At 64.9% G+C, this 21011-nt stretch carries 21 protein-coding genes; 11 read left to right on the top strand and 10 right to left on the bottom strand.

The features are described from left to right. Positions 1 to 98: 98 nt before the first annotated feature. Positions 99 to 311 (top strand): hypothetical protein, encoded by a 213-nt coding sequence (locus NKH91_RS20200; protein ID WP_023718105.1) that lies wholly within the window; start codon positions 99 to 101, stop codon positions 309 to 311. A gap of 67 nt (positions 312 to 378) precedes the next feature. Here the strand turns inward: NKH91_RS20200 and NKH91_RS20205 are convergent, their stop codons facing one another. The 6 genes from NKH91_RS20205 to NKH91_RS20230 all read right to left on the bottom strand — a co-directional run bounded on the left by NKH91_RS20205 (position 379) and on the right by NKH91_RS20230 (position 6669). Further along, complete coding sequence (locus NKH91_RS20205) at positions 379 to 858, bottom strand: GNAT family N-acetyltransferase (RefSeq protein ID WP_023718106.1); 480 nt, start codon at positions 856 to 858, stop codon at positions 379 to 381. 108 nt (positions 859 to 966) lie between these two features. After that, on the bottom strand, positions 967 to 1335 hold the full coding sequence (locus NKH91_RS20210; protein ID WP_023718107.1) for an endonuclease domain-containing protein: 369 nt from the start codon (positions 1333 to 1335) through the stop codon (positions 967 to 969). A gap of 293 nt (positions 1336 to 1628) precedes the next feature. After that, the gene (locus NKH91_RS20215; RefSeq protein WP_023718108.1) at positions 1629 to 2645 is read right to left on the bottom strand and encodes an ABC transporter permease; all 1017 of its coding nucleotides are present in this window, start codon (positions 2643 to 2645) and stop codon (positions 1629 to 1631) included. Continuing rightward, positions 2642 to 4225: a sugar ABC transporter ATP-binding protein gene (locus NKH91_RS20220; protein WP_352844593.1), complete on the bottom strand. Its 1584-nt coding sequence runs from the start codon at positions 4223 to 4225 to the stop codon at positions 2642 to 2644. Before NKH91_RS20220 ends, NKH91_RS20215 begins: the two co-directional genes overlap by 4 nt. Positions 4226 to 4448: 223 nt before the next feature. Then, a complete protein-coding gene (locus NKH91_RS20225; protein ID WP_023718110.1) occupies positions 4449 to 5399 on the bottom strand; it encodes a substrate-binding domain-containing protein in 951 nt (316 codons plus the stop codon). 262 nt (positions 5400 to 5661) lie between these two features. After that, positions 5662 to 6669, bottom strand: coding sequence for an aldo/keto reductase (locus NKH91_RS20230; RefSeq protein ID WP_352844592.1), 1008 nt, complete (start codon positions 6667 to 6669; stop codon positions 5662 to 5664). Positions 6670 to 6854: 185 nt separating this feature from the next. On the opposite strand from NKH91_RS20230, the gene NKH91_RS20235 reads away from it, so the two are divergent. From NKH91_RS20235 to NKH91_RS20260, 6 genes are all read left to right on the top strand, one after another. Beyond that, positions 6855 to 7079, top strand: a complete 225-nt coding sequence (locus tag NKH91_RS20235; protein ID WP_023718112.1) for a hypothetical protein — start codon at positions 6855 to 6857, stop codon at positions 7077 to 7079. 155 nt (positions 7080 to 7234) lie between these two features. Continuing rightward, positions 7235 to 9721: a DNA ligase D gene (gene ligD, locus NKH91_RS20240; RefSeq protein ID WP_352844591.1), complete on the top strand. Its 2487-nt coding sequence runs from the start codon at positions 7235 to 7237 to the stop codon at positions 9719 to 9721. A 220-nt stretch (positions 9722 to 9941) separates the two neighbouring features. Beyond that, positions 9942 to 10856: a non-homologous end joining protein Ku gene (gene ku / locus NKH91_RS20245; protein WP_352844589.1), complete on the top strand. Its 915-nt coding sequence runs from the start codon at positions 9942 to 9944 to the stop codon at positions 10854 to 10856. Beyond that, complete coding sequence (locus NKH91_RS20250) at positions 10853 to 11947, top strand: tetratricopeptide repeat protein (protein WP_352844588.1); 1095 nt, start codon at positions 10853 to 10855, stop codon at positions 11945 to 11947. Before ku ends, NKH91_RS20250 begins: the two co-directional genes overlap by 4 nt. A 214-nt stretch (positions 11948 to 12161) precedes the next feature. After that, positions 12162 to 12806: an alpha/beta hydrolase family protein gene (locus tag NKH91_RS20255; protein WP_352844587.1), complete on the top strand. Its 645-nt coding sequence runs from the start codon at positions 12162 to 12164 to the stop codon at positions 12804 to 12806. A 9-nt stretch (positions 12807 to 12815) separates the two neighbouring features. Then, positions 12816 to 13586 (top strand): exodeoxyribonuclease III, encoded by a 771-nt coding sequence (locus tag NKH91_RS20260; RefSeq protein WP_352496062.1) that lies wholly within the window; start codon positions 12816 to 12818, stop codon positions 13584 to 13586. A gap of 39 nt (positions 13587 to 13625) precedes the next feature. On the opposite strand, the gene NKH91_RS20265 is transcribed toward NKH91_RS20260, so the two are convergent. The 3 genes from NKH91_RS20265 to NKH91_RS20275 all read right to left on the bottom strand — a co-directional run bounded on the left by NKH91_RS20265 (position 13626) and on the right by NKH91_RS20275 (position 15166). Continuing rightward, a complete protein-coding gene (locus NKH91_RS20265; RefSeq protein WP_352481634.1) occupies positions 13626 to 14090 on the bottom strand; it encodes a GFA family protein in 465 nt (154 codons plus the stop codon). Positions 14091 to 14187: 97 nt separating this feature from the next. After that, positions 14188 to 14391: a tautomerase family protein gene (locus tag NKH91_RS20270; protein WP_292656388.1), complete on the bottom strand. Its 204-nt coding sequence runs from the start codon at positions 14389 to 14391 to the stop codon at positions 14188 to 14190. Between the two features lie 34 nt (positions 14392 to 14425). Continuing rightward, positions 14426 to 15166, bottom strand: a complete 741-nt coding sequence (locus tag NKH91_RS20275) for an SDR family oxidoreductase (protein WP_352643618.1) — start codon at positions 15164 to 15166, stop codon at positions 14426 to 14428. A gap of 100 nt (positions 15167 to 15266) precedes the next feature. On the opposite strand from NKH91_RS20275, the gene NKH91_RS20280 reads away from it, so the two are divergent. The 3 genes from NKH91_RS20280 (at position 15267) to NKH91_RS20290 (ending at position 18669) form a co-directional block, all read left to right on the top strand. Beyond that, the gene (locus NKH91_RS20280) at positions 15267 to 16172 is read left to right on the top strand and encodes a LysR family transcriptional regulator (protein ID WP_352844855.1); all 906 of its coding nucleotides are present in this window, start codon (positions 15267 to 15269) and stop codon (positions 16170 to 16172) included. 160 nt (positions 16173 to 16332) lie between these two features. Further along, positions 16333 to 16884: an isochorismatase family protein gene (locus tag NKH91_RS20285; protein WP_352844586.1), complete on the top strand. Its 552-nt coding sequence runs from the start codon at positions 16333 to 16335 to the stop codon at positions 16882 to 16884. A 162-nt stretch (positions 16885 to 17046) separates the two neighbouring features. Further along, positions 17047 to 18669: an ABC-F family ATP-binding cassette domain-containing protein gene (locus tag NKH91_RS20290; protein WP_352643612.1), complete on the top strand. Its 1623-nt coding sequence runs from the start codon at positions 17047 to 17049 to the stop codon at positions 18667 to 18669. Between the two features lie 50 nt (positions 18670 to 18719). Here the strand turns inward: NKH91_RS20290 and NKH91_RS20295 are convergent, their stop codons facing one another. Continuing rightward, positions 18720 to 19151 carry an SAM-dependent methyltransferase gene (locus tag NKH91_RS20295; RefSeq protein WP_352844585.1) on the bottom strand — a complete coding sequence of 144 codons (432 nt, stop codon included), beginning with the start codon at positions 19149 to 19151 and terminating at the stop codon, positions 18720 to 18722. Positions 19152 to 19608: 457 nt separating this feature from the next. Between NKH91_RS20295 and NKH91_RS20300 the strand changes: the two genes are divergently transcribed. Continuing rightward, positions 19609 to 20730: a KamA family radical SAM protein gene (locus NKH91_RS20300; RefSeq protein ID WP_502899009.1), complete on the top strand. Its 1122-nt coding sequence runs from the start codon at positions 19609 to 19611 to the stop codon at positions 20728 to 20730. The last annotated feature ends 281 nt before the right edge of the window (positions 20731 to 21011 follow it).

Below are 21011 nucleotides of genomic sequence, written 5' to 3' on the forward strand. Positions count from 1 at the left end.
AGGCTTTCAAAGCGAGATTTCGAAACGGCAGATGGGCCGTGTCCGCCAACGCGGGCACGGGCTTGCCGGTTCGGGTCGAATGCTGAGCAGGTGTTGCCATGGATATGACGGACAGTTTTGGGAAGATCGCGGCGCCGACCCGCCCGAAGAACGATTTCAACTATGAAACCGATTGCAGGGCGGCGCTGGCGCCTTTGGTCGACGGCCTGCTGGATATGGCCGAGTCGGCCGGCTGGGACCGCCGCAAGGCTGCCTACACGCTGATGTTTTTGTCGGCTCAACGCGTGGGAGCCGGCAAGGAAGGAGCGTAAATGATCGCGGCGCGGATGCGCGATTGCCTGCTCTAGTGGGGAAATTGGCAGCTTCGCCGACAGCGCTCTAAGCCATCGGTAGCAACCGGCGCATAATCAGCGAGGCGTGGCCGCCCACCCCGTGTGCAGCCGGCCGGCGCTCGACCACTTCGAAACCGTGCTTGCGATAAAAGGCGATTGCCCGGTCGTTGCCCTCGATCACCTCCAGCGCGATGCTGGGAATCCCCGCATGCGCTGCAAGAACCGCGTGCAAAAGATCGGCCGCCAGCCCGGTGCCGTACTCGCTTTTGTCGATATGGAGCCGCTCGAGCATGACATCGCCCTTGTTGCCCATCGCGGCCATCGCGTAGCCGGCGAGCGAGCCGTCCGCCCGCTCGGCTACGAACCACATCTTGCTGTCGTCCCCGAGCTCGGTCACCAGCCGCTCCGGCGCGTGCTTCTCATCCGACAGCCGTGCCGTGGTCTCGGCACCCAGGATTGGCGAATAGGTGTGGCGCCAGGATTGGCCCAGCAGCCGCGATACCGAGGGCACGTCCTGTTCGGTCATGGTTCTTATTTGGGTCATTGGCACCTCGCCTCAGAAACCTGCCCCTTTTGAGCGGAGATGTTCGGCAGGACAGAGAGGTGCTGTCCCGCCGATCCTGCACGGCCGAGTTCAGCGCACATCCGCGCCGGCCGTCATGACTATGTGCTGGCAGACATTGTCGATATCGCGAATGACGTCGTCGTTCCAGAAGCGCAGGATAGTCCAGCCGCTGCTCTCCAAATAGGCGCTGCGTATCCTATCCCGCTCGGTGTGCTCAACGTCGGCGTGCTGGCTGCCATCGACCTCGACGATGAGGCCGTGCGTCGGGCAGGCAAAATCCACAATGTAGGGTCCAATCGGCACCTGCCGGCGAAAGCTCAAATCCATGAGCCGATGCGCGCGAAGCTCATTCCACAGTTTCAGCTCGGCGTCGGTCATCGCGCGACGCATGGATTTTGCATTCTTGCGCTGGCGTGACGGAACGAGATCGTGCCCCACTAGGCGCTCCTGTCTTCGTGATTGGCGAAGTCATGGGTGACGGCCGATCTCCCCCCTTGTGGGGGAGATGCCCGGCAGGGCAGAGGGGGTGCTGTCCCGCCAGCTTGTCAGCCATTTGCAGTCTAATCCTCCTGCTGGAATGGGCTTGGAAGCGGCTTACATTGAGACGTTGGCGATCCTTCCCACCCCCCTCTGTCCTGCCGGACATCTCCCCCGCAAGGGGGGAGATTGGCTGTTGCCAGCGCTTTCGCCAACCTCTTGCTGCCTTGCAGCGAAAATCGTCGCCCCCGCCATCACCGCCTTACCCGCGATTTCAGCCAGCGGTCGAACGCGACGGCGAGGATGAGGATCAGGCCGATGACGATGCTTTGCGTGTATGACGAGACGTTGTTGAATTGCAGCCCGTTCTGCAGGACGCCGATCAGCCCTGCACCGACCACCGTGCCGCCGACGCTGCCGATGCCGCCGAACAGCGAGGTGCCGCCGATGACGACCGCCGAGATCACCGTCAGCTCGTAGCCGATGCCGGCGACGGCTTCGGAGGAGTTGAGCCGCGCCGACAAAACGAAGGCGGCAAGGCCGGCGAAGAAGCCGACGATGATGTAGACCGAGATCAGGATGCGGTCGACGCGCAGGCCGGAGAGCCGCGCGGCCTCGGCATTGCCGCCGACGGCGTAGACGGCGCGACCGTAGCGCGTGTAGCGCAGCACGATGTGGCACAGGATTGCGGCAATCGCGAAGATGATCGCCGGCACCGGCACCGGGCCGATCAGGCCGGTACCGAACCAGCGCATCGAGGCGTCGAAGCCGGAGATCGGGCCGCCATTGGAGATCGTCAGCGTTAGGCCGCGAAACACGGTGAGGCCGCCGAGCGTGACGACGAAGGGCGGTACTTTCAGCCTGGTGATGGCAAAGCCCTGGACACCGCCGGCCACGGCGCCGACGACGACGGCGGCGAGAAGGGCGGCGAACCAGCCATAGCCCAGCGTGCCCGTTGTCGACAGCGACAGCGTGTTGGCGGTGCCGCCCTTGGCCACCACCGCCGCGACCATGCCGCAGAAGGCGAGCAGCGAGCCGACCGACAGGTCGATGCCGGCGGTGAGGATAACGAAGGTCATGCCTAGCGCGATCAGGCCGGTGATCGAGATCTGGCGCATGATGTTGAACAGGTTGATCGGGTCGATGAAGCTCGGCTTCAGCACGGTGAAGACGACGATCAGCACCGCCAGGAACATCAGCGGGCCGAAGCTCATCAGCAGGCGCGCAAGATTGACGCCGCCGCGCTGGCTCCGTTCGGTCGTGCTGGTCATTGCGTTGCTTCCTGATTCTGGGCTTCCTGCTTCTGGTCGAGCGCCATCAGTTCCATCAGTTTCTCCTCGGTCGCCTCGATGCCAGGCATCTCGCCGGTGATGCGCCCGCGCCGCATGGTGACGATCCTGTCCGACACGGCAAGCACTTCGGGCAGCTCGGACGAGATCATCATGATGGCGATGCCGCGCGCGGCGAGCTCTACCAGGATCTGATGAACCTCCGCCTTGGCGCCGACGTCGACGCCGCGCGTCGGTTCATCGACGATCAGCACCTTGGGATCGCGTGCCAGCCAGCGGGCAAGGATGACCTTCTGCTGATTGCCACCGGACAGTCCCTCGATCGCCTGCTCGGGCGAGGCCATGCGGATCGACAGCATCTTCCTGTAGTTCGCCAGCGCTTCTCGCTCGCGCCGCTCGGCCATGAAACCGACATTGGAGTAGCGGTCGAGCGCGGCGATCGAGAAATTGGTGAGGATGGCGAGTGCGGCGAAGATCGCCTGGTGCTTGCGGTCTTCCGGCACCAGGCCGATGCCGAGCTCGATGGCATCGGCGGGTGAGGCCGGCGCGATCGGCCTGCCATCGAGCCTGATGGTGCCGGCGGCAATGCGGTCGGCGCCGAAGATGGCGCGGGCGAGCTCGGTGCGGCCGGAACCGACGAGCCCGGCGACGCCGAGGATTTCGCCCGCCTTGAGGTCGAGATCGACGCCTTCGAGCACGATGGCGTGCGGCGCCTGCGGATCGCGCACCGTGCGCAGGCCGCCCACCGAGAGCCGGACGTCGCCGGCGACATCGCGCTGCGTCGGCCTCGCATAGAGCTCGGAAGCGGCGCGGCCGACCATCTTCTCGATGATCTTCGGCAGTTTGATCGGCCCACCTTCGCGGTCGAGATGGCCGGCCAGCCTGCCGTCGCGCAGCACCGTCATACGGTCGCAGATTGCCGATGCCTCCTCCAGCCGGTGGGTGACGAACATGATGGCGACGCCGTCTTTGCGCAGCCGGCCCATAATCGCCATCAGCTTCTGCACTTCGGTTTCGGTCAGCGCCGAGGTCGGCTCGTCCATGATGATCAAGCGGCTCTTCAGCGATAGCGCGCGGGCGATCTCGACCAGCTGCTGTTCGGCCACCGACAGTGCGGAAACCGGCGTCGCCGGGTCGAGATCGAGGCCGACACGAGCGATGATCGCGCGGGAATCTTCCTCCATTCGCCGCCAACTGACCAGCCCGAACCGGCCGAGCGGTGCGCGGCCGATGAAAATATTCTCCGCCACGGTCAGCGTCGGGATCAGGCTCAGTTCCTGGTAGATGGTAACGATGCCGTGGCGTTTCGCATCCTGCGGATTGTGCGGATTGAATTCGACGCCGTCGAAGACGATGCGACCGCTGGACGGCGGCATCACGCCGGACAGGATCTTGAGCAGCGTCGATTTGCCGGCGCCGTTCTCGCCGAGCAGGCCGAGTATCTCGCCGGGGCGGACTTCGAGCGAAACGTCGTTCAGCGCGGTGACGCCGGCAAAGCGCTTGGTCACGCCCTCGACGGTGAGCAGGGCGGGGGAGGGCACAATAGCGGCTGCCTTGGGCAAAGTTTGCTCCTCGATCATTCGGTTGTACGCAAGGCTGGCGGGACAGCACCCCCCCTCTGTCCTGCCGGCCATCTCCCCCTCAAGTGGGGAGATTGGCAGCCTCGTTGGCCTCGCTTCTTCTGCAAGATCGAAAATTAGCGAAAGCCCGGGTAACATCCAATCTCCCCCTTGAAGGGGGAGATGGCCGGCAGGCCAGAGGGGGGTGCTGTCCCGCCGGCTTCGCCTACTTCGTCTCGCCCAGCCTCTCCGCCTTGTCGAGATTGTCCTTGCCGATGACGATCGGCGTCAAAAGCACCAGCTTTTCCTTCGGCTCGGTCTTGTCCCTGGCGTAGGCGACCGCGATCTGCACGGCGGTGCGCGACTGCTCGCCGGGGAATTGCTCGACCGTGCCGGCCAGCTTGCCGTCGCGCACAGCGACCAACGCTTCGGGAAGCGCGTCGAAGCCGTAGATCTTGACGTCGGTGAAGTTGCGCGCCGCGCAGGCTTCAACCGCGCCAAGCGCCATGTCGTCATTGGCGCAGATGATCGCGTCGGGCTTGCCGTTGGCGGCAAGGCCGGCCTCGGTGACGGACAGCGCCTCGGCGCGGGCGAAGTTGGCGGTCTGCTCGAAGATGATCTGGTACTTGTCCTTCATGGGATCAAGGACGTTGTGCACACCCTTGTTGCGGTCGATCGCCGGGCCGGCACCGGGCTGGCCCTGCAGATGGAAGATCTTGGCGCCGTTCGGGAACGCCGCCACCATGGCCTGTGCTTCGGCCTCGCCGCCCTTGACATTGTCGGCGCCGACATGGGCGAGGATGCCTTCGACGCCCTCGACGCGGCGGTCGATAGTGACGACGGGAACGCCGGCCTTCACCGCTTCCTCGATGGCTGGGGCCAGCGCGTTGACGTCGAGCGGCGAGATGACGATGGCGTTGACCTTTTGCACCAGTGCCGCCTCGATGTCGGCGGTCTGCTTGGGCGCCGAATTCTGGCCGTCGCTCTCGACCAGGTTGACGCCTTGCGCCTGCGCCTCAGCCTTGATCTGGTTCAGCATGTGCACGAAGAACGGAAAGCCGAGGCTCGGCACCGAACCGAGGATGGTCAGCTTGTCCTGGGCGAAAGCCAATTGCGGAGCGGCCAGCGCCAAGGCGCCCATCGCCGCGGTCGACAGCAGGAATTCACGTCTGTTGATCAATTTAGTCTCCTCCCAGATGAGCGCACGACCCCGAAACCGGAATGGGTTTTCCGGAAGGTTCCTTGCGTCGATTCAAAAATGGAGTGTCCTTCGAGCGCCCAACTCGTGTTTGAAGGGACGCAACGGCGCTCCAGCCGGTCCACCGCGACGTTCTCCTCCGCTCGGTGCCTGCCGGCGGATGCTAGCCAAGGCCGGAGCTTTGCGCAAGAACGGGTGGGACTTGCTCTTTCCCACAAGGGGTGAGGGGAAGATCTTTCGCTTACCGATCGATCATCACCATGGTGCGCTCGCCGTAGCGCGGACCGGCGACCTTGCCCGGCGCCAGCGCGTCGTCGAGCACCTGCATCTCGGCGGCGTCCAGCTTGATCGAAGCCGCGGCGACGTTCTCCTCGAGGTATTTTCTGCGCTTGGTGCCGGGGATCGGCACGATGTCGATGCCGAAGTCGCTCCCCTTGTGGAGCAGCCAGGCCAGCGCGATCTGGCCAGGCTTGACGCGCTTGGCCGCGGCGATGTCGAGTACCATGGCTGCCGCCTGCATGTTGGCGTCATAGTTGGCGCCCTGGTAGCGCGGATCGCCGCGCCGGTAATCGCCCTCTGGATAGTCTTCGGCGCGCCTGACATCGCCGGTGAGAAAACCGCGGCCGAGCGGCGAGAACGGCACCAGGCCGATGCCGAGCTCCTTCAGCAGCGGAATGATTTCCGGCTCGAGATTGCGCTCCCACAGCGAATATTCGCTCTGCACTGCCGACACCGGATGCGCCGCATGCGCCCGGCGGATGTTGGCGGCACCGGCTTCCGACAGGCCGAAGAAGCGAACCTTGCCCTGAGCAATCAGCTCGCCGACAGCACCCGCCACCTCCTCGATCGGCACCGCCGGATCGACGCGGTGCTGATAGAGAAGGTCGACATGGTCGGTGGCGAGCCTTCTCAGCGAACCTTCGACAGCCTCGCGGATATGCTCCGGCCGGCTGTCGCGCTCGGTGCCGACTTGCTTGCCGTTTTCGATGCGAAAGCCGAATTTCGTCGCGATCGTCACCTCATCGCGCCGGCCCTGCAGCGCGCGGCCGAGCAGTTCCTCGTTAGCGTGCGGCCCATAGACTTCCGCAGTGTCGAGGAAGGTGCAGCCGAGTTCGATGGCGCGGTGCAGCGTGGCGGTCGATTCCGCCTCGTCGGCCGGGCCGTAGGACTGGCTCATGCCCATGCAGCCGAGGCCGATCATGGAAACCTGCAGCCCCTGGCCGCCGAGTTTGCGTGTCGTCAACGTCATGTGAAGTTCTCCAGGTCAGCATCGCGTTCCAAGCCGCCACGTTCAATATAGCGCGCCGGCTCGGTTTCCACAGAGCGAGAGACGCCACCGCGCGAGGGCTCGCAGCGGCCGCCAAATTGACAGCCGACCCGCTCTCGGTCATCCTTAGGCATGCCGCCTTGCGGCTTTGTGCGTGAGTAACCAGCATGGCCAGTTCCGTCACCAGCCAGAAATCCAAGCGTGCCGCGGTGCGCAAGGCGCTCGACCGCCACAAGGTCTACATCACCGCGCAGCGTTTTTCCGCCGGCGGCTACAGTGCGCGGGTGCTGGTCGACGGCGAGGCCTATTGGGTCGACGAATTCCGGCTCAGCCAGCTGCAGCAGGGCCTGTCGCCGGCCGAGCTCGAATTGACGCCGGCCACCGACGATTGAGCGGCGTGACCTCCCATCCTTCGTCATCCCAGGGCGGAGCAGGAGCGAAGCGACGTCGCGGAGACCCTGGGATCCATGCCGTGACATTGGAGTGCCGCTGCGATGGGATTTTGATGCTGCGCTCGTTGCTTTTGCCCACCACCTACGCCTAGTCCATGCCAGCTCCTTCGAAGCTCAAGGCCTATCGCGCCAAGCGCGAGTTCACGAGGACGCCGGAACCGGCCGGTGGCCTGGCTGCCGGTGAAGGCAACCGCTTCGTCGTCCACAAGCACCACGCCACCGCCGATCACTATGATTTGCGCCTGCAGGTCGGCGACGTGCTGAAGAGCTGGGCGGTGCCGCGCGGCCCGTCGCTGAACCCGGCCGACAAAAGGCTGGCGGTCGAGACCGAGGACCATCCGCTCGAATATATCGATTTCGAGGGCGTCATTCCCGAAGGCGAATATGGCGGCGGACCGATGATCGTCTGGGACACCGGCGTCTGGGCGCCGATGGACGATGTCGAAAAGAGCCTGCGCACCGGCTCCTTCAAGTTCCGGCTCGCCGGCGAGAAGCTCAATGGCGGCTGGATGCTGACGCGGCTGAAACCGAAGCCCGGCGAGGATGAGGGCAAGAAGAACTGGCTGCTGTTCAAGGAGCGCGATCTCGCCGCCGATGCCACGCTCGACATACTGGAAGCCCGGCCGGAAAGCGTCAAATCCGGCCGTCGTATTGAGGAACTGGTGGCACCGCCGAAGCCTGCCGCCAAACCTGCCAAGCCGGTGGTGCTGAAACCCGGCGCTTTGCCGGGCGCCGTCAAGGCGCCCCCGCCTTCCCGGATCGAGCCGCAGCTGGCGACCTCCGTGGCCAAGCCGCCGGACGGTGAGGATACTGGGGTGGAATGGCTGCACGAGATCAAGTTCGACGGCTACCGCACCATGGCGCACCTGGCCGACGGTGCGGTCAGGCTGATCACCCGCGCCGGCCTCGACTGGACGAAGCGCTATGGCGACCTGCCGCTTGCCTTCGCCAGGCTGCCGTGCCGGGAGGCGATCATCGACGGCGAGGTCGTCGCGCTCGACGCCAAGGGCATCAGCCGCTTTGCCCTTCTGCAGGACGCGCTGGCCGAAGGCGCCGGCAACAAGCTCCACTTCTACGCTTTCGACCTCGTCTATCTCGACAGCTGGGACCTGACAAAAGCGCCGCTTCGGCGGCGCAAGGCGCTGCTTTCGCAACTTCTGTCCGGTCTCGGCGCCAACTCCGCCATCCAGCTCAGCGATCATGTCGAAGGCGACGGCCAGGCGCTCTATGACCAGGCATCCGAGATGGGGCTGGAGGGTGTGGTGTCGAAACGCGCCACGGCGATCTACCAGAGCGGCCGCACCAAAACCTGGACCAAGACCAAGGCGCTCCAGACCGGCGACTTTGTCATCGCTGGCTACACCGTCTCCGACGCGGCCGAGGGACTCGCTGCACTTGGCCTCGGCGAATTCGAAGACGGCGAGCTGCACTATCGCGGCAAGGTCGGCACCGGCTTCGATGCCGCGACCGCAGGCGAATTGCTGGCGCGGCTGGAGCCGTTGCGGGCCGGTGCATCCGCGCCCGAGGGCGTTCCGCGCGAGATCATGCGCGAGATGAACTGGGTGCGGCCGCTGCTTTCGGCGCATATCCATTACGCCAACCGGACCACCGACAATGCGCTGCGCCATGCCGTGTTCCGCGGCCTGCGTGACGTCGGCCTGTCGACGCCGGTTTCGGCCAAGCGCAAGCGGCTGATCGCCGAGGCCGACCTCGCCACAATCTGGGTGACCAACCCGACGCGGCGGCTGTTCGGCAAGACCGGCCCGACCAAGCTCGACATCGCCGTCTATTACGCGCTGGTCGGCGATTTCATGCTGCCGCACATTCTCGGCCGGCCGGTCTCGCTGGTGCGCTGCCCGACCGGCAAGCCGCAGGACTGTTTCTTCCAGCGCCACGCCTTCACCGGCATGCCTTCCTCGGTGGCGACCTTCGAGGCGACGAATTCGGAGGGCGAGACCAAATCCTATCTCTCGGTGGAAGACGCCAAGGGCTATCTGGCTCTGGCGCAGTTCGGCGTCGTCGAGTTCCACACTTGGGGCACCCATCGCACGCGGCTCGACAAGCCGGACCTGATCGTTTTCGACCTCGACCCGGGCGAAGGGATCGCCTGGCGCGAGGTGGTTGAGGCGGCGGTGCACATTAAGGGCGAGCTGGAAGCGCTAGGGCTGGTGCCGTTCGCCAAGACCTCCGGGGGGCACGGCATCCACATCACCGTGCCGGTGACGCAAAAGCAGAACTGGAAGAAACTGCACCAGGCGACCAGCGCCATCTCCACGCATCTTGCCGCCACCGCGCCCGACACTTTCACCACCACCATGGGCAAGGACAACCGCAAGCGGCGCATCTTCATCGATTTTCACCGCAATGCGCGCGGCCACACCTCGGCGGCTCCCTATTCACTGCGCGCCCGCACCAATTTGCCGGCCTCGACGCCGGTCAGCTGGAGCGATCTGGAATCCATCGATGCTCCGCAGGATCTGAATTATTCCTCGCTGCCGGGCCTTCTGGCGACGTCAGGCGACCCTTGGGCCGACATGGAAGATTTCGCCAGGGATTTGCCGGCGATAGGCACCGCGACGTAGTTCTGCGAGCGCGGCCCAGACTCCATCGACGCTCCGGAAAATTTGAATTATTCTTCGCCACGGACCTCTTGCCTGCAGGCGGCTCCCAGCGGAGGAAGATTTCGCTAGGGATTTGCCGGTATTGTAAGGGGCAATGTAGGATTTCGGCAGCCGCATTCGTCCTCCGGACGAAACAGCGCTGCGAACAGTTCGACAGCACAAGGCCGCGTAGGAGTATTTCATGGCGCCCAGGGCAAGTTGGAAAGGTTACCTCAAGCTCAGTCTGGTCAGCTGTCCGGTCCGGCTCTATCCGGCGACCAGTGCCAGCGAGCGCATCAGCTTCAACCAGCTGCACAAGAAGACGCACAACCGCATCAACATGAAGCCGGTCGACCCTGAAGTCGGGTTGGTCGAGCGTTCGGACCTGGTCAAGGGCTACGAATACGAGGACAAGCAATACATCATCATCGACGATACCGATCTCGACGCGGTGCGCATCGAATCCAACCATACGATGAACATCGAGGCCTTTGTCGACGAGCGTTCGGTCGACGTCATCTACCAGGACGCGCCCTATTACCTGGCGCCGGATGGCGCAATGGCCGAGGAGACCTTTGCCGTGTTGCGCGAAGCGATGCGCAAATCCGGCAAGCTGGCGATCGCCCGCCTTGTGCTGTCCAGCCGCGAGCGCGTGGTGACGATCGGCGCGCGCGAGAACGGCATGTTCGTCTGCACCTTGAGGAATCCGAACGAAGTGCGTGGCACGGCTGAATATTTCGGCAATATCCCGGCCGGAAACCCCGATCCGGAAATGCTGCAATTAGCCGAAGCGCTGATCAAGCAGAAGGAAACCACCTTCGACCCGAAGAATTACGAGGACCGCTACGAGATCGCGTTGATGACGATGATCCGCGAGAAGCTCAAGGGCCACAAGCCTATCATCGCGGCGGCACCTGAGCGCGGCAACGTCATCAATCTCATGGATGCGCTGAAGGCGAGCCTGTCGCAGTCGGCCAAGCCACCGGCCAAGTCGAAGAGCAAGGCCGATGAAACAGCCAAGCCTGCGGCGAAATCCGCCAAGGCCGGCGCTGGCGCGGCCAAGGAAAACCCGCTCAAGGCGAACCTTCTCAAAGCCGTCGGCAAGAGCAAGGCGTGACGGCTCTTGCCGGCACGGTCTTCGGCATCGTCGGCGCGCTGGCGGCCTTTCCGCTCAGGCTGGCGGCGCGCGAGGTCGCGCGCCAGCACGGCCAGTTGCGGCGCGGCGTCACTCGGCGCACCACGCATGTCGTGTTGGGCCGCATGTTGCTCGCCAGGGCCGGCGACATCGAGATCGAGCGCCGCGTCGCTGCGGAACGTGCAGCCGGGCGCAGGCTGGTCAGCGAGAACGGCTTCCTGCGGCTGCTCGGGTTGATGAAGGCACCGGAAGCCTCGACGCTGTCGCGGCAGTCGCTGATCGATCAGTCGCGGCTGACCGGCGCCGATCTCGACCTTTTGTCGCTGTTCGACGCCTTCGAGCATGATTGCGAACCGTATTCCTTCCGCGACCTGATCCTCGCCCGCAAATATGCCGGGCTGGTCGCCGGCGGCGCCTCATGGGGGGCGATCGTGCGGTCGGTGCATCGCTCCGGCCCGATCGCCTCGCTCACCGCCAAATCGCTGAATGTCGGCTCGCAGCACGGGCGGGCCGACGCGATCTATCTCGAGGGCGGCCAGAGCGAAGTCAACGGCCAGCTGCTGTTCGATCTGGGAACGCAGGATGACGACACGCTGGAAGAGCTGTTCGCCGATGCCGAGGCGGCGGAAGGGGCTGAAGACCACGAGCAGGCCGCGGCACTCTACCAGCGCTGCCTAGCCATCGACCCGAGCGATGCCATCGCCGCCTTCAACCGCGCCAACTGCCTGCGCGCCTCCGGCCACGCGGCCGAGGCGGCGCACGACTATGCCCGCGCCATCAAGTGCGACCCGGTGTTCGTCGAGGCATGGTTCAATCTTGCCGGGCTGATGAGCGAAGAGGGGCGGGTGGCGTCGGCTCGGCGGCATCTGCTGAAGGCGATTTCGCTAGATGCGAAGTACGCCGATGCGGTGTTCAACCTTGCGAGGCTGGAGTTCGACGCCGGCAATCTAGCCGAAGCGCGGCGGAACTGGGCGCGCTACCTCGAACTCGACGCGGATTCCGAATGGGCACGTATGGCGGCCAAGGGTATCCAGTTCGTCGATTTGCAGCTGGCGCGGATGTCGGCGGGTTAGGGCTTCATTTGGTCGCGCTTGAACACCCCCCTCTGTCCTGCCGGACATCTCCCCCGCAAGGGGGGAGATCGGCAGCTTCTCCTTACCGCCCGCCTTCCAACGTTGGTGATTGGCGAAAGCGATGGCGACATCCAATCTCCCCCCTTGCGGGGGAGATGGCCGGCGGGACAGAGGGGGGTGCGAAGGAACTCGGCCTTCATCTGCGGGCCACCCCATGACGACCTTCCTCTTCGATGGCCCCGACACTGCCCCAATCACCATCTTGCTCGCCCACGGCGCCGGGGCGCCGATGGACTCTGCCTCGATGACCGCGACGGCAAAAGCGCTGGCCGAGGCCGGCTTCCGCGTTGCGCGCTTCGAGTTCCACTACATGGCGGCCCGCCGCTACGGCCATCGCAAGCCGCCGCCGCGCGCCGAGACGGTTAACCCGGAATATATCAAGGCAATCGCCGATCTCAGGGCGAAGGGCGTGAAGGGTCCGCTCATCATCGGCGGCAAGTCGATGGGCGGACGCGTCGCTTCGATGATCGCCGACGAGATGTTTTCAAAGGGCGAGATTTCAGGGCTGCTGTGTCTCGGCTATCCCTTCCATCCGCCGGACAAACCGACGCAGCTTCGGACAAAACACCTCGCCGACCTCAAGACGCCGACATTGGTCTTCCAGGGCACGCGCGACGAGTTCGGGACCAAAGACGAGGTCGCGACCTATGCTCTGTCCGACGCAATCGAGATCTTCTGGCTGGAAGACGGCGACCATGATCTGAAGCCGCGCAAAAACATCTCCGGCTTCTCCACCGCCGATCATCTGAAGACGCTGGCTGATGCAGTGAAGGCGTGGACCGAACGGATCGTGCGCTGAAGCAGGCCGATGAAGATCGCCACCTTCAATGTCAACAACATCAACGGCCGGCTGCCAAACCTGCTCGCATGGCTGGCCGCCGCCAAACCCGACATCGCCTGCCTGCAGGAGCTCAAGGCCAGGCAGACGCAGTTTCCGCGCACCGCGCTTGCGGCGGCCGGCTACGGGGCGGTGTGGGTCGGGCAGCCGACCTGGAACGGCGTCGCCATCCTTTCGCGTGGCTCGGAGCCGGTGCTGACCCGCGAGGCGCTGCCCGGCGACGACGGCGACCAGCAGGCGCGCTACATCGAAGCGGCGGTCAACGGCATCGTCGTCGCCTGCCTCTACGCGCCGAACGGCAATCCGCAGCCCGGCCCGAAATTCCAGTACAAGCTGGCCTGGCACGAAAGGCTGGAGACGCATGCGGCGCAGTTGCTCGACACCGGCCTGCCGGTGGTGCTGGCCGGCGACTACAACATCGTGCCCGAGCCGCGCGACATCTACCCGACCCGCTCCTATGACGACAACGCGCTGGTGCAGCCGGAAAGCCGGGCATCGTTCCAGCGGCTGCTCGACCAGGGCTGGCTTGATGCGCTGCGCAAGAAGCACCCGACGGAGACGCTCTACACATTCTGGGACTATCGCCGCAATCGCTGGCCGCGCGATGCCGGCCTGCGGCTCGACCATATCTTGCTCAGCAAGAAGCTGTCGCGCCGGCTGGTAGCGGCGGGCATCGACCGCGACGTGCGCGGCGAGGTCGGCGCCAGCGACCACGCGCCGGTCTGGCTGGAGTTGAAGTGAGGCACGAAAGCTGGCGCCGCCTTTCCGGGCGGCAACCAGTCAGGTTGGCCGCGCCGCTTCGCGGGCGAACGCCTCGATCAAAGGGGCGTATCCCTCAAGGTCGGGCTGAGTAGCGAAACTGTAGGTAGCGGCGGTCGAAGCCCAGGGCAGCTTTTCCGAAGTGAAGACTTCGACGAAGGGCACGTACCAATGGTGCTCGTCCAGCATGGTCGCGCGCACGTTGACAAGGAAATCCAGGCCATGCGGACGCGTGAACATCCAGTTCTTGCAGTGCGGGCAATAGAGCTGCCGGTGCGGGCCGTGCAGGCCGCCGACCACCGGCTCGCCTTGCGTTATGGCGAAACCGTCGCTGGGCACGGCGATGGTCAGGGAATACGCGCTGGCGCTCAGCTTCTGGCAGCCGGTGCAGTGACACGCCGTCGTCAGCAAGGGCGGCGCGCTGATGCGAAAGCGTATTCCACCGCACAAGCAACCGCCGTCCCAAGGTAGCTTCCAATCGTCCATCGCTGGCCTCGCCTTAGCCTCTGCCAGCGATCTAGCGCGCGACCGCCAAGCTGCAATCTCACCCTTGAGGGTCCCAGAAGGGAGGAGATCGGCAGCTTCACGTCCTTCCGCCAGGAATCGTGAACACCACGTCGGCGCGGCCGTAGCCGCCATCGGCGACCTCCTCGATCAGCACCATCGTGTAGGGGCGCACGCCTTCGCCGAACATCTCGACGAACAGGGCTGTGGTCTTGTGGACCAGGTCTTCCTTTTGTCCGGCGGACAGCGCGCGCTCAGGCACCTTGAAATTTGCAAACGGCATGATGTCGATTTCCTGTTGGCTGTTGGAGGTAAAGTCAGACCGTGCCACCATTGGCGCGCAGCACCTGGCCGTTGACCCAGCCGCTGTCCGGTCCGGCGAGGAACGACACCACGCCGGCGATGTCGGCAGGCTGGCCGAGCCGCCCGAGCGGGATCATCCTGGTGATCGTCTCGACCAGTGCCTCGGACTTGCCGCCGAGGAACAGCTCGGTGGCCACCGGCCCCGGCGCCACGACATTGACGGTGATGCCGCGCGGCCCGAGTTCCTTGGCCAGCACATGGGTCATCGCCTCGACGCCGGCCTTGGTGGCAGCGTAGACACCGTAGGTCGGCTGGTAGAGCCCGACCACGCTGGACGAGAAGCTGATGATGCGGCCGCCCTGGCGCAGCCGCCTTGCGGCCTCGCGCATGCCGCGGAAGACGCCGCCGAGGTTCACCGCGACCTGTTGCTCGAAACCGGCGTCGTCCGTCTGCGCGATCGGCGCGAGCTTCATGATGCCGGCATTGTTGACCAGCACGTCGAGGCCGCCAAAGGCCTGCTCGGCTGCGTCGAACAGATGCGCGACCCCCTTGGGATCACCGACATCGGCTTGAACTGCGATCGCCGTGCCGCCTGCCGCCTCGATCTCGCGCACCACGCCTTCGGCGGCTTCTGCGCCTCTGGCATAGTTGACGACGACCGAAAAGCCGTCGCGTGCCAGGCGCCTGGCAATTTCGGCACCGATACCCTTCGAGGCGCCGGTCACCAACGCCACCTTTCCATTCCGCGCAGTCATGTCAGCTCTCCAATTCTTGTCGGCTGAAAATAGGCGATAAATCCTGCGGGATAATCGCTCGGGACTTGCCAACACCATTCGGATATGGCGAACAATGGCGATGGACAGTCTCGACCGGATGCGCCTGCTTGCCCGTGTGATCGAGCGCGGCAGCTTCACCGCGGCTGCCGCCGATCTCTCGATGTCGCGATCGACCGCCACCGAGGCGATCAAGGACCTAGAGGCGCGGCTGGGGGTGAGGCTGCTCGAACGCACCACGCGCCATGTCACCCCGACGTTGGACGGCCAGGCCTATTACCAGCGCTGCCTCGCCATCCTTGCCGATGTCGAGGATGCCGAGGCAGGCTTTCAATCGGCGCAGCCGCAGGGCCTTTTGAGGATCGACGTGCATGGCTTCATGGCCCGCCATTTCATCCTGCCGCGGCTTTCCGAGTTCCTCGACCGCTATCCCGGGATCGACCTGCATATCGGCGACGGCGACCGGCTGGTCGATCTGGTGCGCGAGGGCATCGACTGCGTGCTGCGTTCCGGCGAACAGGCCGACAGCGGCATGATCATGCGGCGGGTGGCAACATTGCGCGAAGTCACCTGCGCCAGCCCCGCCTATCTCGAAAAGCACGGCATGCCGGCAACCCCCGACGATCTCGAAGGCCATCTGATGGTCGGCTTCCGCTCGTCGCGGACCGGCGAGGTCATGCCGCTCGAATTCACCGTTGGCGGCGCGTTGCGCTATGTCAGCCTGCCCAACCGGGTGACGGTCAACGGCTCCGACACGATGGCGGAGCTGGCGCGCCTCGGCTTCGGCCTGGTGCAGGCGCCGCATTACCGCTTCGCCGGGGATTTCGCGCGCGGCACGCTTGTCGAAGTGCTGCCGGACTACCCGCCGTCACCGACACCGCTGTCGGCGCTCTACCCGCAGAACCGCCAGCTCGCGCCGCGGGTCCGCGTGTTCATCGACTGGGTGACCGGGATTTTTGGCGAGGATGGGACATCGGGCCGGGCGTGATCGTGCACCGGGGCCGCCAGGCTACTTTGCGAAGGGCCGCGATACTTCACGCCCCCCTCTGTCCTGCCGGACATCTCCCCCACGAGGGGGGAGATCGGCGGCTTCAACGGCGGCGCCGAGCATCCTTGACCCACCTACCACCCACGCTATGCTCGCATCCATGTCAGGGACCAGCCCCGCGGCCACCGCACCGCTCATCGTGATCGACCTTCAGACCGGCATGTTCGACGGCGTTGCCGAGCCGCCGATCCATGATGCCGACGGCATGGTTGCCCGGACCCGCGCGCTGATCGAATGGGCACGGCGCAACGGGCGCAAAGTCGCCTTCGTCCGGCATGATGGGCCGCAGGGCGATCCTCTGGCGCCGGGTGAGCCGGGCTGGCCGGTGTGGCCGGCGCTTGGCCAGGCCGAGGACGAGCCGACTTTCGCCAAGCGTGTCGGCGATGCGTTCAGCAATGCAGCCCTTGCAGAATGGGTGGCCGGGCAGGGCGCCGGCGAGGTCGTTCTCATCGGCGCGCAGACCGATTTCTGCGTGGCGGCCACGGTGAAGGGCGCCTTTGCAGCGGGCCTGGGCGTCACGGTGGTTTCCGACGCCCACAGCACGCTCGACGCCGCCAGCGAGACGGCCGCGGAGATCATCGCCCGGCACAATGCGGCATTTGCCGCCACCGGGGTTAAACTGGTGACGACAAAAGCCCTGACCGATAGCTGATCCGCCGGCTCATCCCTACGCCGTCAAAGCCTGATCCAGCCGGGAAGAAACTGGCGGGTTCAGACAATTTGGCGCGGGGCACCTCACCACTTGCGGGCTTCCGCAAGCGCGGCCTATCGCGTATTGGCGCGGGAACGCTCCTTTGGCCTTTCCCGGAAAACCATGATTCGTCTCGAAAGCATCAGCAAGCAGAACGGCAGGCAGATCGTCTTCATCGAAGCTTCGGCCGCCTTGCAGAAAGGCGAGAAGGTCGGGCTGGTCGGTCCCAACGGCGCCGGCAAGACGACGCTGTTTCGCATGATCGACGGCGAGGAGCAGCCTGACGAAGGCCAGGTCTCGGTCGATCGCGGCGTCACCATCGGCTATTTCAGCCAGGATGTCGGCGACATGTCCGGCCGCAGCGCCGTCGCCGAAGTGATGGACGGCGCCGGGCCGGTGAGCGAAGTGGCGGCCGAGATGCGCGAGCTCGAGCACGCCATGGGCGACCCTGACCAGGCCGACCAGATGGACGAGATCATCGCCCGCTACGGCGAGGCGCAGCACCGCTTCGAGGAACTCGACGGCTATGCGCTGGATGGGCGCGCCCGCGAAGTGCTCGACGGCCTCGGCTTCAGCCAGGAGATGATGGACGGCGACGTCGGCAAGCTGTCCGGCGGCTGGAAGATGCGCGTCGCGCTCGCCAGGATCCTTTTGATGCGGCCCGACGCCATGCTGCTCGACGAGCCGAGCAACCATCTCGACCTCGAAAGCCTGATCTGGCTGGAGCAGTTCCTGAAGAACTATGACGGCGCGCTGCTGATGACCTCGCACGACCGCGAGTTCATGAACCGCATCGTCAACAAGGTGGTCGAGATCGACGGCGGCTCGCTGACCGCTTACTCCGGCAACTACGAATTCTACCAGCAGCAGCGGGCGATTGCCGACCGGCAGCAGCAGGCGCAGTTCGAGCGCCAGCAGGCGATGCTGGCCAAGGAGATCGCCTTCATCGAGCGCTTCAAGGCGCGGGCGTCACATGCCGCCCAGGTGCAGAGCCGGGTGAAGAAGCTGGACAAGATCGACCGTGTCGAGCCGCCCAAGCGCCGCCAGAAAGTGTCGTTCGACTTCCAGCCGGCGCCGCGCTGCGGCGAGGACGTGGTGACGCTGAAGAACATCCACAAAAGCTATGGCAGCCGCTCGATCTACGAGGGGCTGGATTTTCAGGTGCGTCGCCGCGAGCGCTGGTGCGTGATGGGCATCAACGGCGCCGGCAAGTCGACGCTGCTGAAGCTGGTGGCTGGCGCTTCCGAGCCGGATAATGGCACGGTGGCGCGCGGCCCGAGCGTCAAGATGGGCTATTTCGCCCAGCACGCCATGGAAGTGCTGGAGGGCGAGCGCACCGTGTTCCAGACGCTGGAAGACGCGTTTCCGCAGGCCGGCCAGGCGCCGCTCAGGGCGCTGGCCGGCTGCTTCGGCTTTTCCGGCGACGAGATCGAGAAGAAATGCCGCGTGCTGTCGGGCGGCGAGAAGGCGCGGCTGGTGATGGCGCTGATGCTGTTCGATCCGCCCAATTTGCTGGTGCTGGACGAGCCGACCAACCACCTCGACATCGCCACCAAGGAGATGCTGATCACGGCACTGTCGCAGTACGAGGGGACCATGCTGTTCGTCTCGCATGATCGGCATTTCCTGGCGGCGCTGTCGAACCGGGTGCTGGAACTGACGCCCGAGGGGATTCATACCTATGGCGGCGGCTATACGGAGTATGTCGAGCGCACCGGGCAGGAGGCGCCGGGGTTGAGGAGCTGAGGCGCGGACCCAGCTCTGCCGCTCGATTCCTGAGGCTAAGCACGAGCTGCTCAGCCGTGTATCGCAATTTCGCGCAGCGGATCGCCGCCATCGATGAACAGCTGGCCTTGCGTGGTCAACGCGGCGCCGAGCCGCCGCAGGGCGATTTCTCCTGCTTCGGGATGACGCCCATCCAGCGCGCCGACGCGCACCGCAACGGCAATATCGAAGCGCTTCTCGTCGGCCTCCAACTCGAAGTCTTCGATCGCGACCTGGCGAAGACTCAACCGGCCTGCCGCAATCTCGGCGCGCGAGGCGGCCCTGGCCTGCACGATGGCCTTGGCCGAGCGGTCGATCGCCAGCACGTGCCCGCCGCCGATCCGGCGCGCGATCTCGCGCGCTGCAGCACCTGGTCCGCAGCCGATCTCCAGCACGCGCATGCCCGGCCGCAAGGGCAGCGCGTTGACGATCGCCAAAAGCCTTGGCGACAAGTCGTTCGCCATTCCCTGTTCTCCAGCTTTTTCGCGATCCGAGATTAGCGACCGCGGCCGGCGACGGGAAGAGACGCGGACATCGCCGATGCATTCACCCAGCTGCCGGGTCGAGGAGGGACATGATCAACATCGAAGAGAACTGGTCGGTCGCCTCAATTGCGGCGGCCGAGCGGCCCGGCGTCGTTGACCTGAGGGGTAGGGAGGGACTGGCGCCGAGCCTAACCGGTGGGGGGTAGATTACCGGCCGTTTATGTGTATACGCTCAAGCTAATATAAGAGCAAGCTAATGTTATGCGTCAGCGGGCGGGACGTTGGTTTCTGATCAGTGGACGGCCGCCGCCTCCTGGCCGCGCACTCCAACCGGCCCAACACCGCTTATTGCCTTCAAGTCGTGGCTCCAATGCTGTACCCAGCCCGAATTCAAGGAGCCTCCATGACCTCACATCCCGACATCCCCGACGCCAGCATGGCCGTCGATGCGGCCGGCATGACAGCCGATGACGAGCGTGCCGACGAGGCGGATGCCGCATGGCAGGACGATGTTCGCGAGGGCGTGCGGCACATAGGCGATCTGGATTCCCTGCCGCTGTCGCCTGCCGAGCGCGCGGCGGCCGAAGCCGCGGCCACGCGTCACAAGGTTCGCATTCCCAAGGCCTATCTCGACCTGATCGACTGGAGCGACCCGGCCGATCCGATACGGCTTCAGGTCATCCCGTCGCCCAATGAACTGACGGAGCAGGAGGGCGAGCTCGACGATCCGATCGCCGACCACGCCTTCAGTCCGGTGCCGAGATTGACGCATCGCCATGCCGACCGGGTTCTGCTGTTCCCGACCTATCAATGCGCGGTCTATTGCCGGTTCTGCTTTCGCAAGGAGTCGCTGACCTCGATCGGCCGGGGTTTTTCGCGCGAGGCGCTGGAGCCGGCGTTCGCCTACATCGAGTCCCATCCGGAAATCCGCGAGGTGATTCTGACCGGCGGCGATCCGCTCTCCCTGCCGGACAAGGCGCTGACGGAAATCCGCGCCCGCGTCGAGGCGATCCAGCACGTGCGGCTGTTGCGCATCCACACCCGCGTGCCCGTGGCGCTGCCCTCGCGCGTCACCGGCGGGCTGGTTCAAGCCTTGCAGGGCCGGCTGATGGTCACGGTCGTCACCCATTTCAACCATCCGCGCGAGATCACCGAGGCGACCGAGCGGGCCTGCCGTACTTTAAGGCAGGGCGGCTTCGTGCTGCTGAACCAGAGCGTTCTGCTGAAAGGCGTGAACGACACGGTCGAGGTGCTGGAAGAGCTGTGCCGCGAGCTGATGTACCGCCTTGGCGTCAAACCCTATTACCTGCACCACGGCGATCTCGCGCGCGGCATGGCGCACCGGCGCACCACGATCGCCGAGGGCCAGGCGCTGGTCAGCGCCTTGCGTGCGCGCCTGTCGGGCATCTGCAACCCCGTCTATGTGCTGGACCTGCCGGACGGCGGAGGGAAAGTGCCGCTCGGCCGGTCCTATCTCGAGGCGCGGGACGGGGAGACGTGGCAGATACGTGGGCTTGATGGGGTTGTGAGGGCGTACAGGGAGGTTGCTGGGGAGTAGGGGACGCGCAGCCACCGAACCGTCGAGGTCGCGTTCAGCTTATGTAGTAATGTCCCATATAGATATCATGGTCTAGACAGGACATGTTCGGTTCTGGGAATGTGCATTGGACGTTCCGCTAGTTTAGTCAACTAATATATATCGCCCAACTCATATCGTCGGTTTTGGGCTAGCGGGAAAACCTGCCTCCTGCTTGTACGACGGTGCCTGAGGCCACACTTTACAACCGGCTGGCAAAGCTCCCTTTTGTTGATGTCAGCCTAAATCCGGCTGGTGTTTCG

The sequence above is a fragment of the Mesorhizobium sp. M0894 genome (genome assembly GCF_040319725.1).
In the GTDB taxonomy this organism is placed as follows: Bacteria; Pseudomonadota; Alphaproteobacteria; order Rhizobiales; family Rhizobiaceae; genus Mesorhizobium.

What these genes read in the sequence shown, in the direction of transcription:
- NKH91_RS20280 (WP_352844855.1), top strand. Translation starts at nt 15,267, where the DNA reads ATGGACAGTCTCGACCGGATGCGCCTGCTTGCCCGTGTGATCGAGCGC.
- NKH91_RS20235 (WP_023718112.1), top strand. Translation starts at nt 6,855, where the DNA reads ATGGCCAGTTCCGTCACCAGCCAGAAATCCAAGCGTGCCGCGGTGCGC.
- NKH91_RS20295 (WP_352844585.1), bottom strand. Translation starts at nt 19,151, where the DNA reads ATGGCGAACGACTTGTCGCCAAGGCTTTTGGCGATCGTCAACGCGCTG.
- NKH91_RS20275 (WP_352643618.1), bottom strand. Translation starts at nt 15,166, where the DNA reads ATGACTGCGCGGAATGGAAAGGTGGCGTTGGTGACCGGCGCCTCGAAG.
- NKH91_RS20230 (WP_352844592.1), bottom strand. Translation starts at nt 6,669, where the DNA reads ATGACGTTGACGACACGCAAACTCGGCGGCCAGGGGCTGCAGGTTTCC.
- NKH91_RS20205 (WP_023718106.1), bottom strand. Translation starts at nt 858, where the DNA reads ATGACCGAACAGGACGTGCCCTCGGTATCGCGGCTGCTGGGCCAATCC.
- NKH91_RS20300 (WP_502899009.1), top strand. Translation starts at nt 19,609, where the DNA reads ATGGCCGTCGATGCGGCCGGCATGACAGCCGATGACGAGCGTGCCGAC.
- NKH91_RS20215 (WP_023718108.1), bottom strand. Translation starts at nt 2,645, where the DNA reads ATGACCAGCACGACCGAACGGAGCCAGCGCGGCGGCGTCAATCTTGCG.
- NKH91_RS20290 (WP_352643612.1), top strand. Translation starts at nt 17,047, where the DNA reads ATGATTCGTCTCGAAAGCATCAGCAAGCAGAACGGCAGGCAGATCGTC.
- NKH91_RS20270 (WP_292656388.1), bottom strand. Translation starts at nt 14,391, where the DNA reads ATGCCGTTTGCAAATTTCAAGGTGCCTGAGCGCGCGCTGTCCGCCGGA.
- NKH91_RS20200 (WP_023718105.1), top strand. Translation starts at nt 99, where the DNA reads ATGGATATGACGGACAGTTTTGGGAAGATCGCGGCGCCGACCCGCCCG.
- NKH91_RS20255 (WP_352844587.1), top strand. Translation starts at nt 12,162, where the DNA reads ATGACGACCTTCCTCTTCGATGGCCCCGACACTGCCCCAATCACCATC.
- NKH91_RS20260 (WP_352496062.1), top strand. Translation starts at nt 12,816, where the DNA reads ATGAAGATCGCCACCTTCAATGTCAACAACATCAACGGCCGGCTGCCA.
- NKH91_RS20285 (WP_352844586.1), top strand. Translation starts at nt 16,333, where the DNA reads ATGTCAGGGACCAGCCCCGCGGCCACCGCACCGCTCATCGTGATCGAC.
- ligD (WP_352844591.1), top strand. Translation starts at nt 7,235, where the DNA reads ATGCCAGCTCCTTCGAAGCTCAAGGCCTATCGCGCCAAGCGCGAGTTC.
- ku (WP_352844589.1), top strand. Translation starts at nt 9,942, where the DNA reads ATGGCGCCCAGGGCAAGTTGGAAAGGTTACCTCAAGCTCAGTCTGGTC.
- NKH91_RS20265 (WP_352481634.1), bottom strand. Translation starts at nt 14,090, where the DNA reads ATGGACGATTGGAAGCTACCTTGGGACGGCGGTTGCTTGTGCGGTGGA.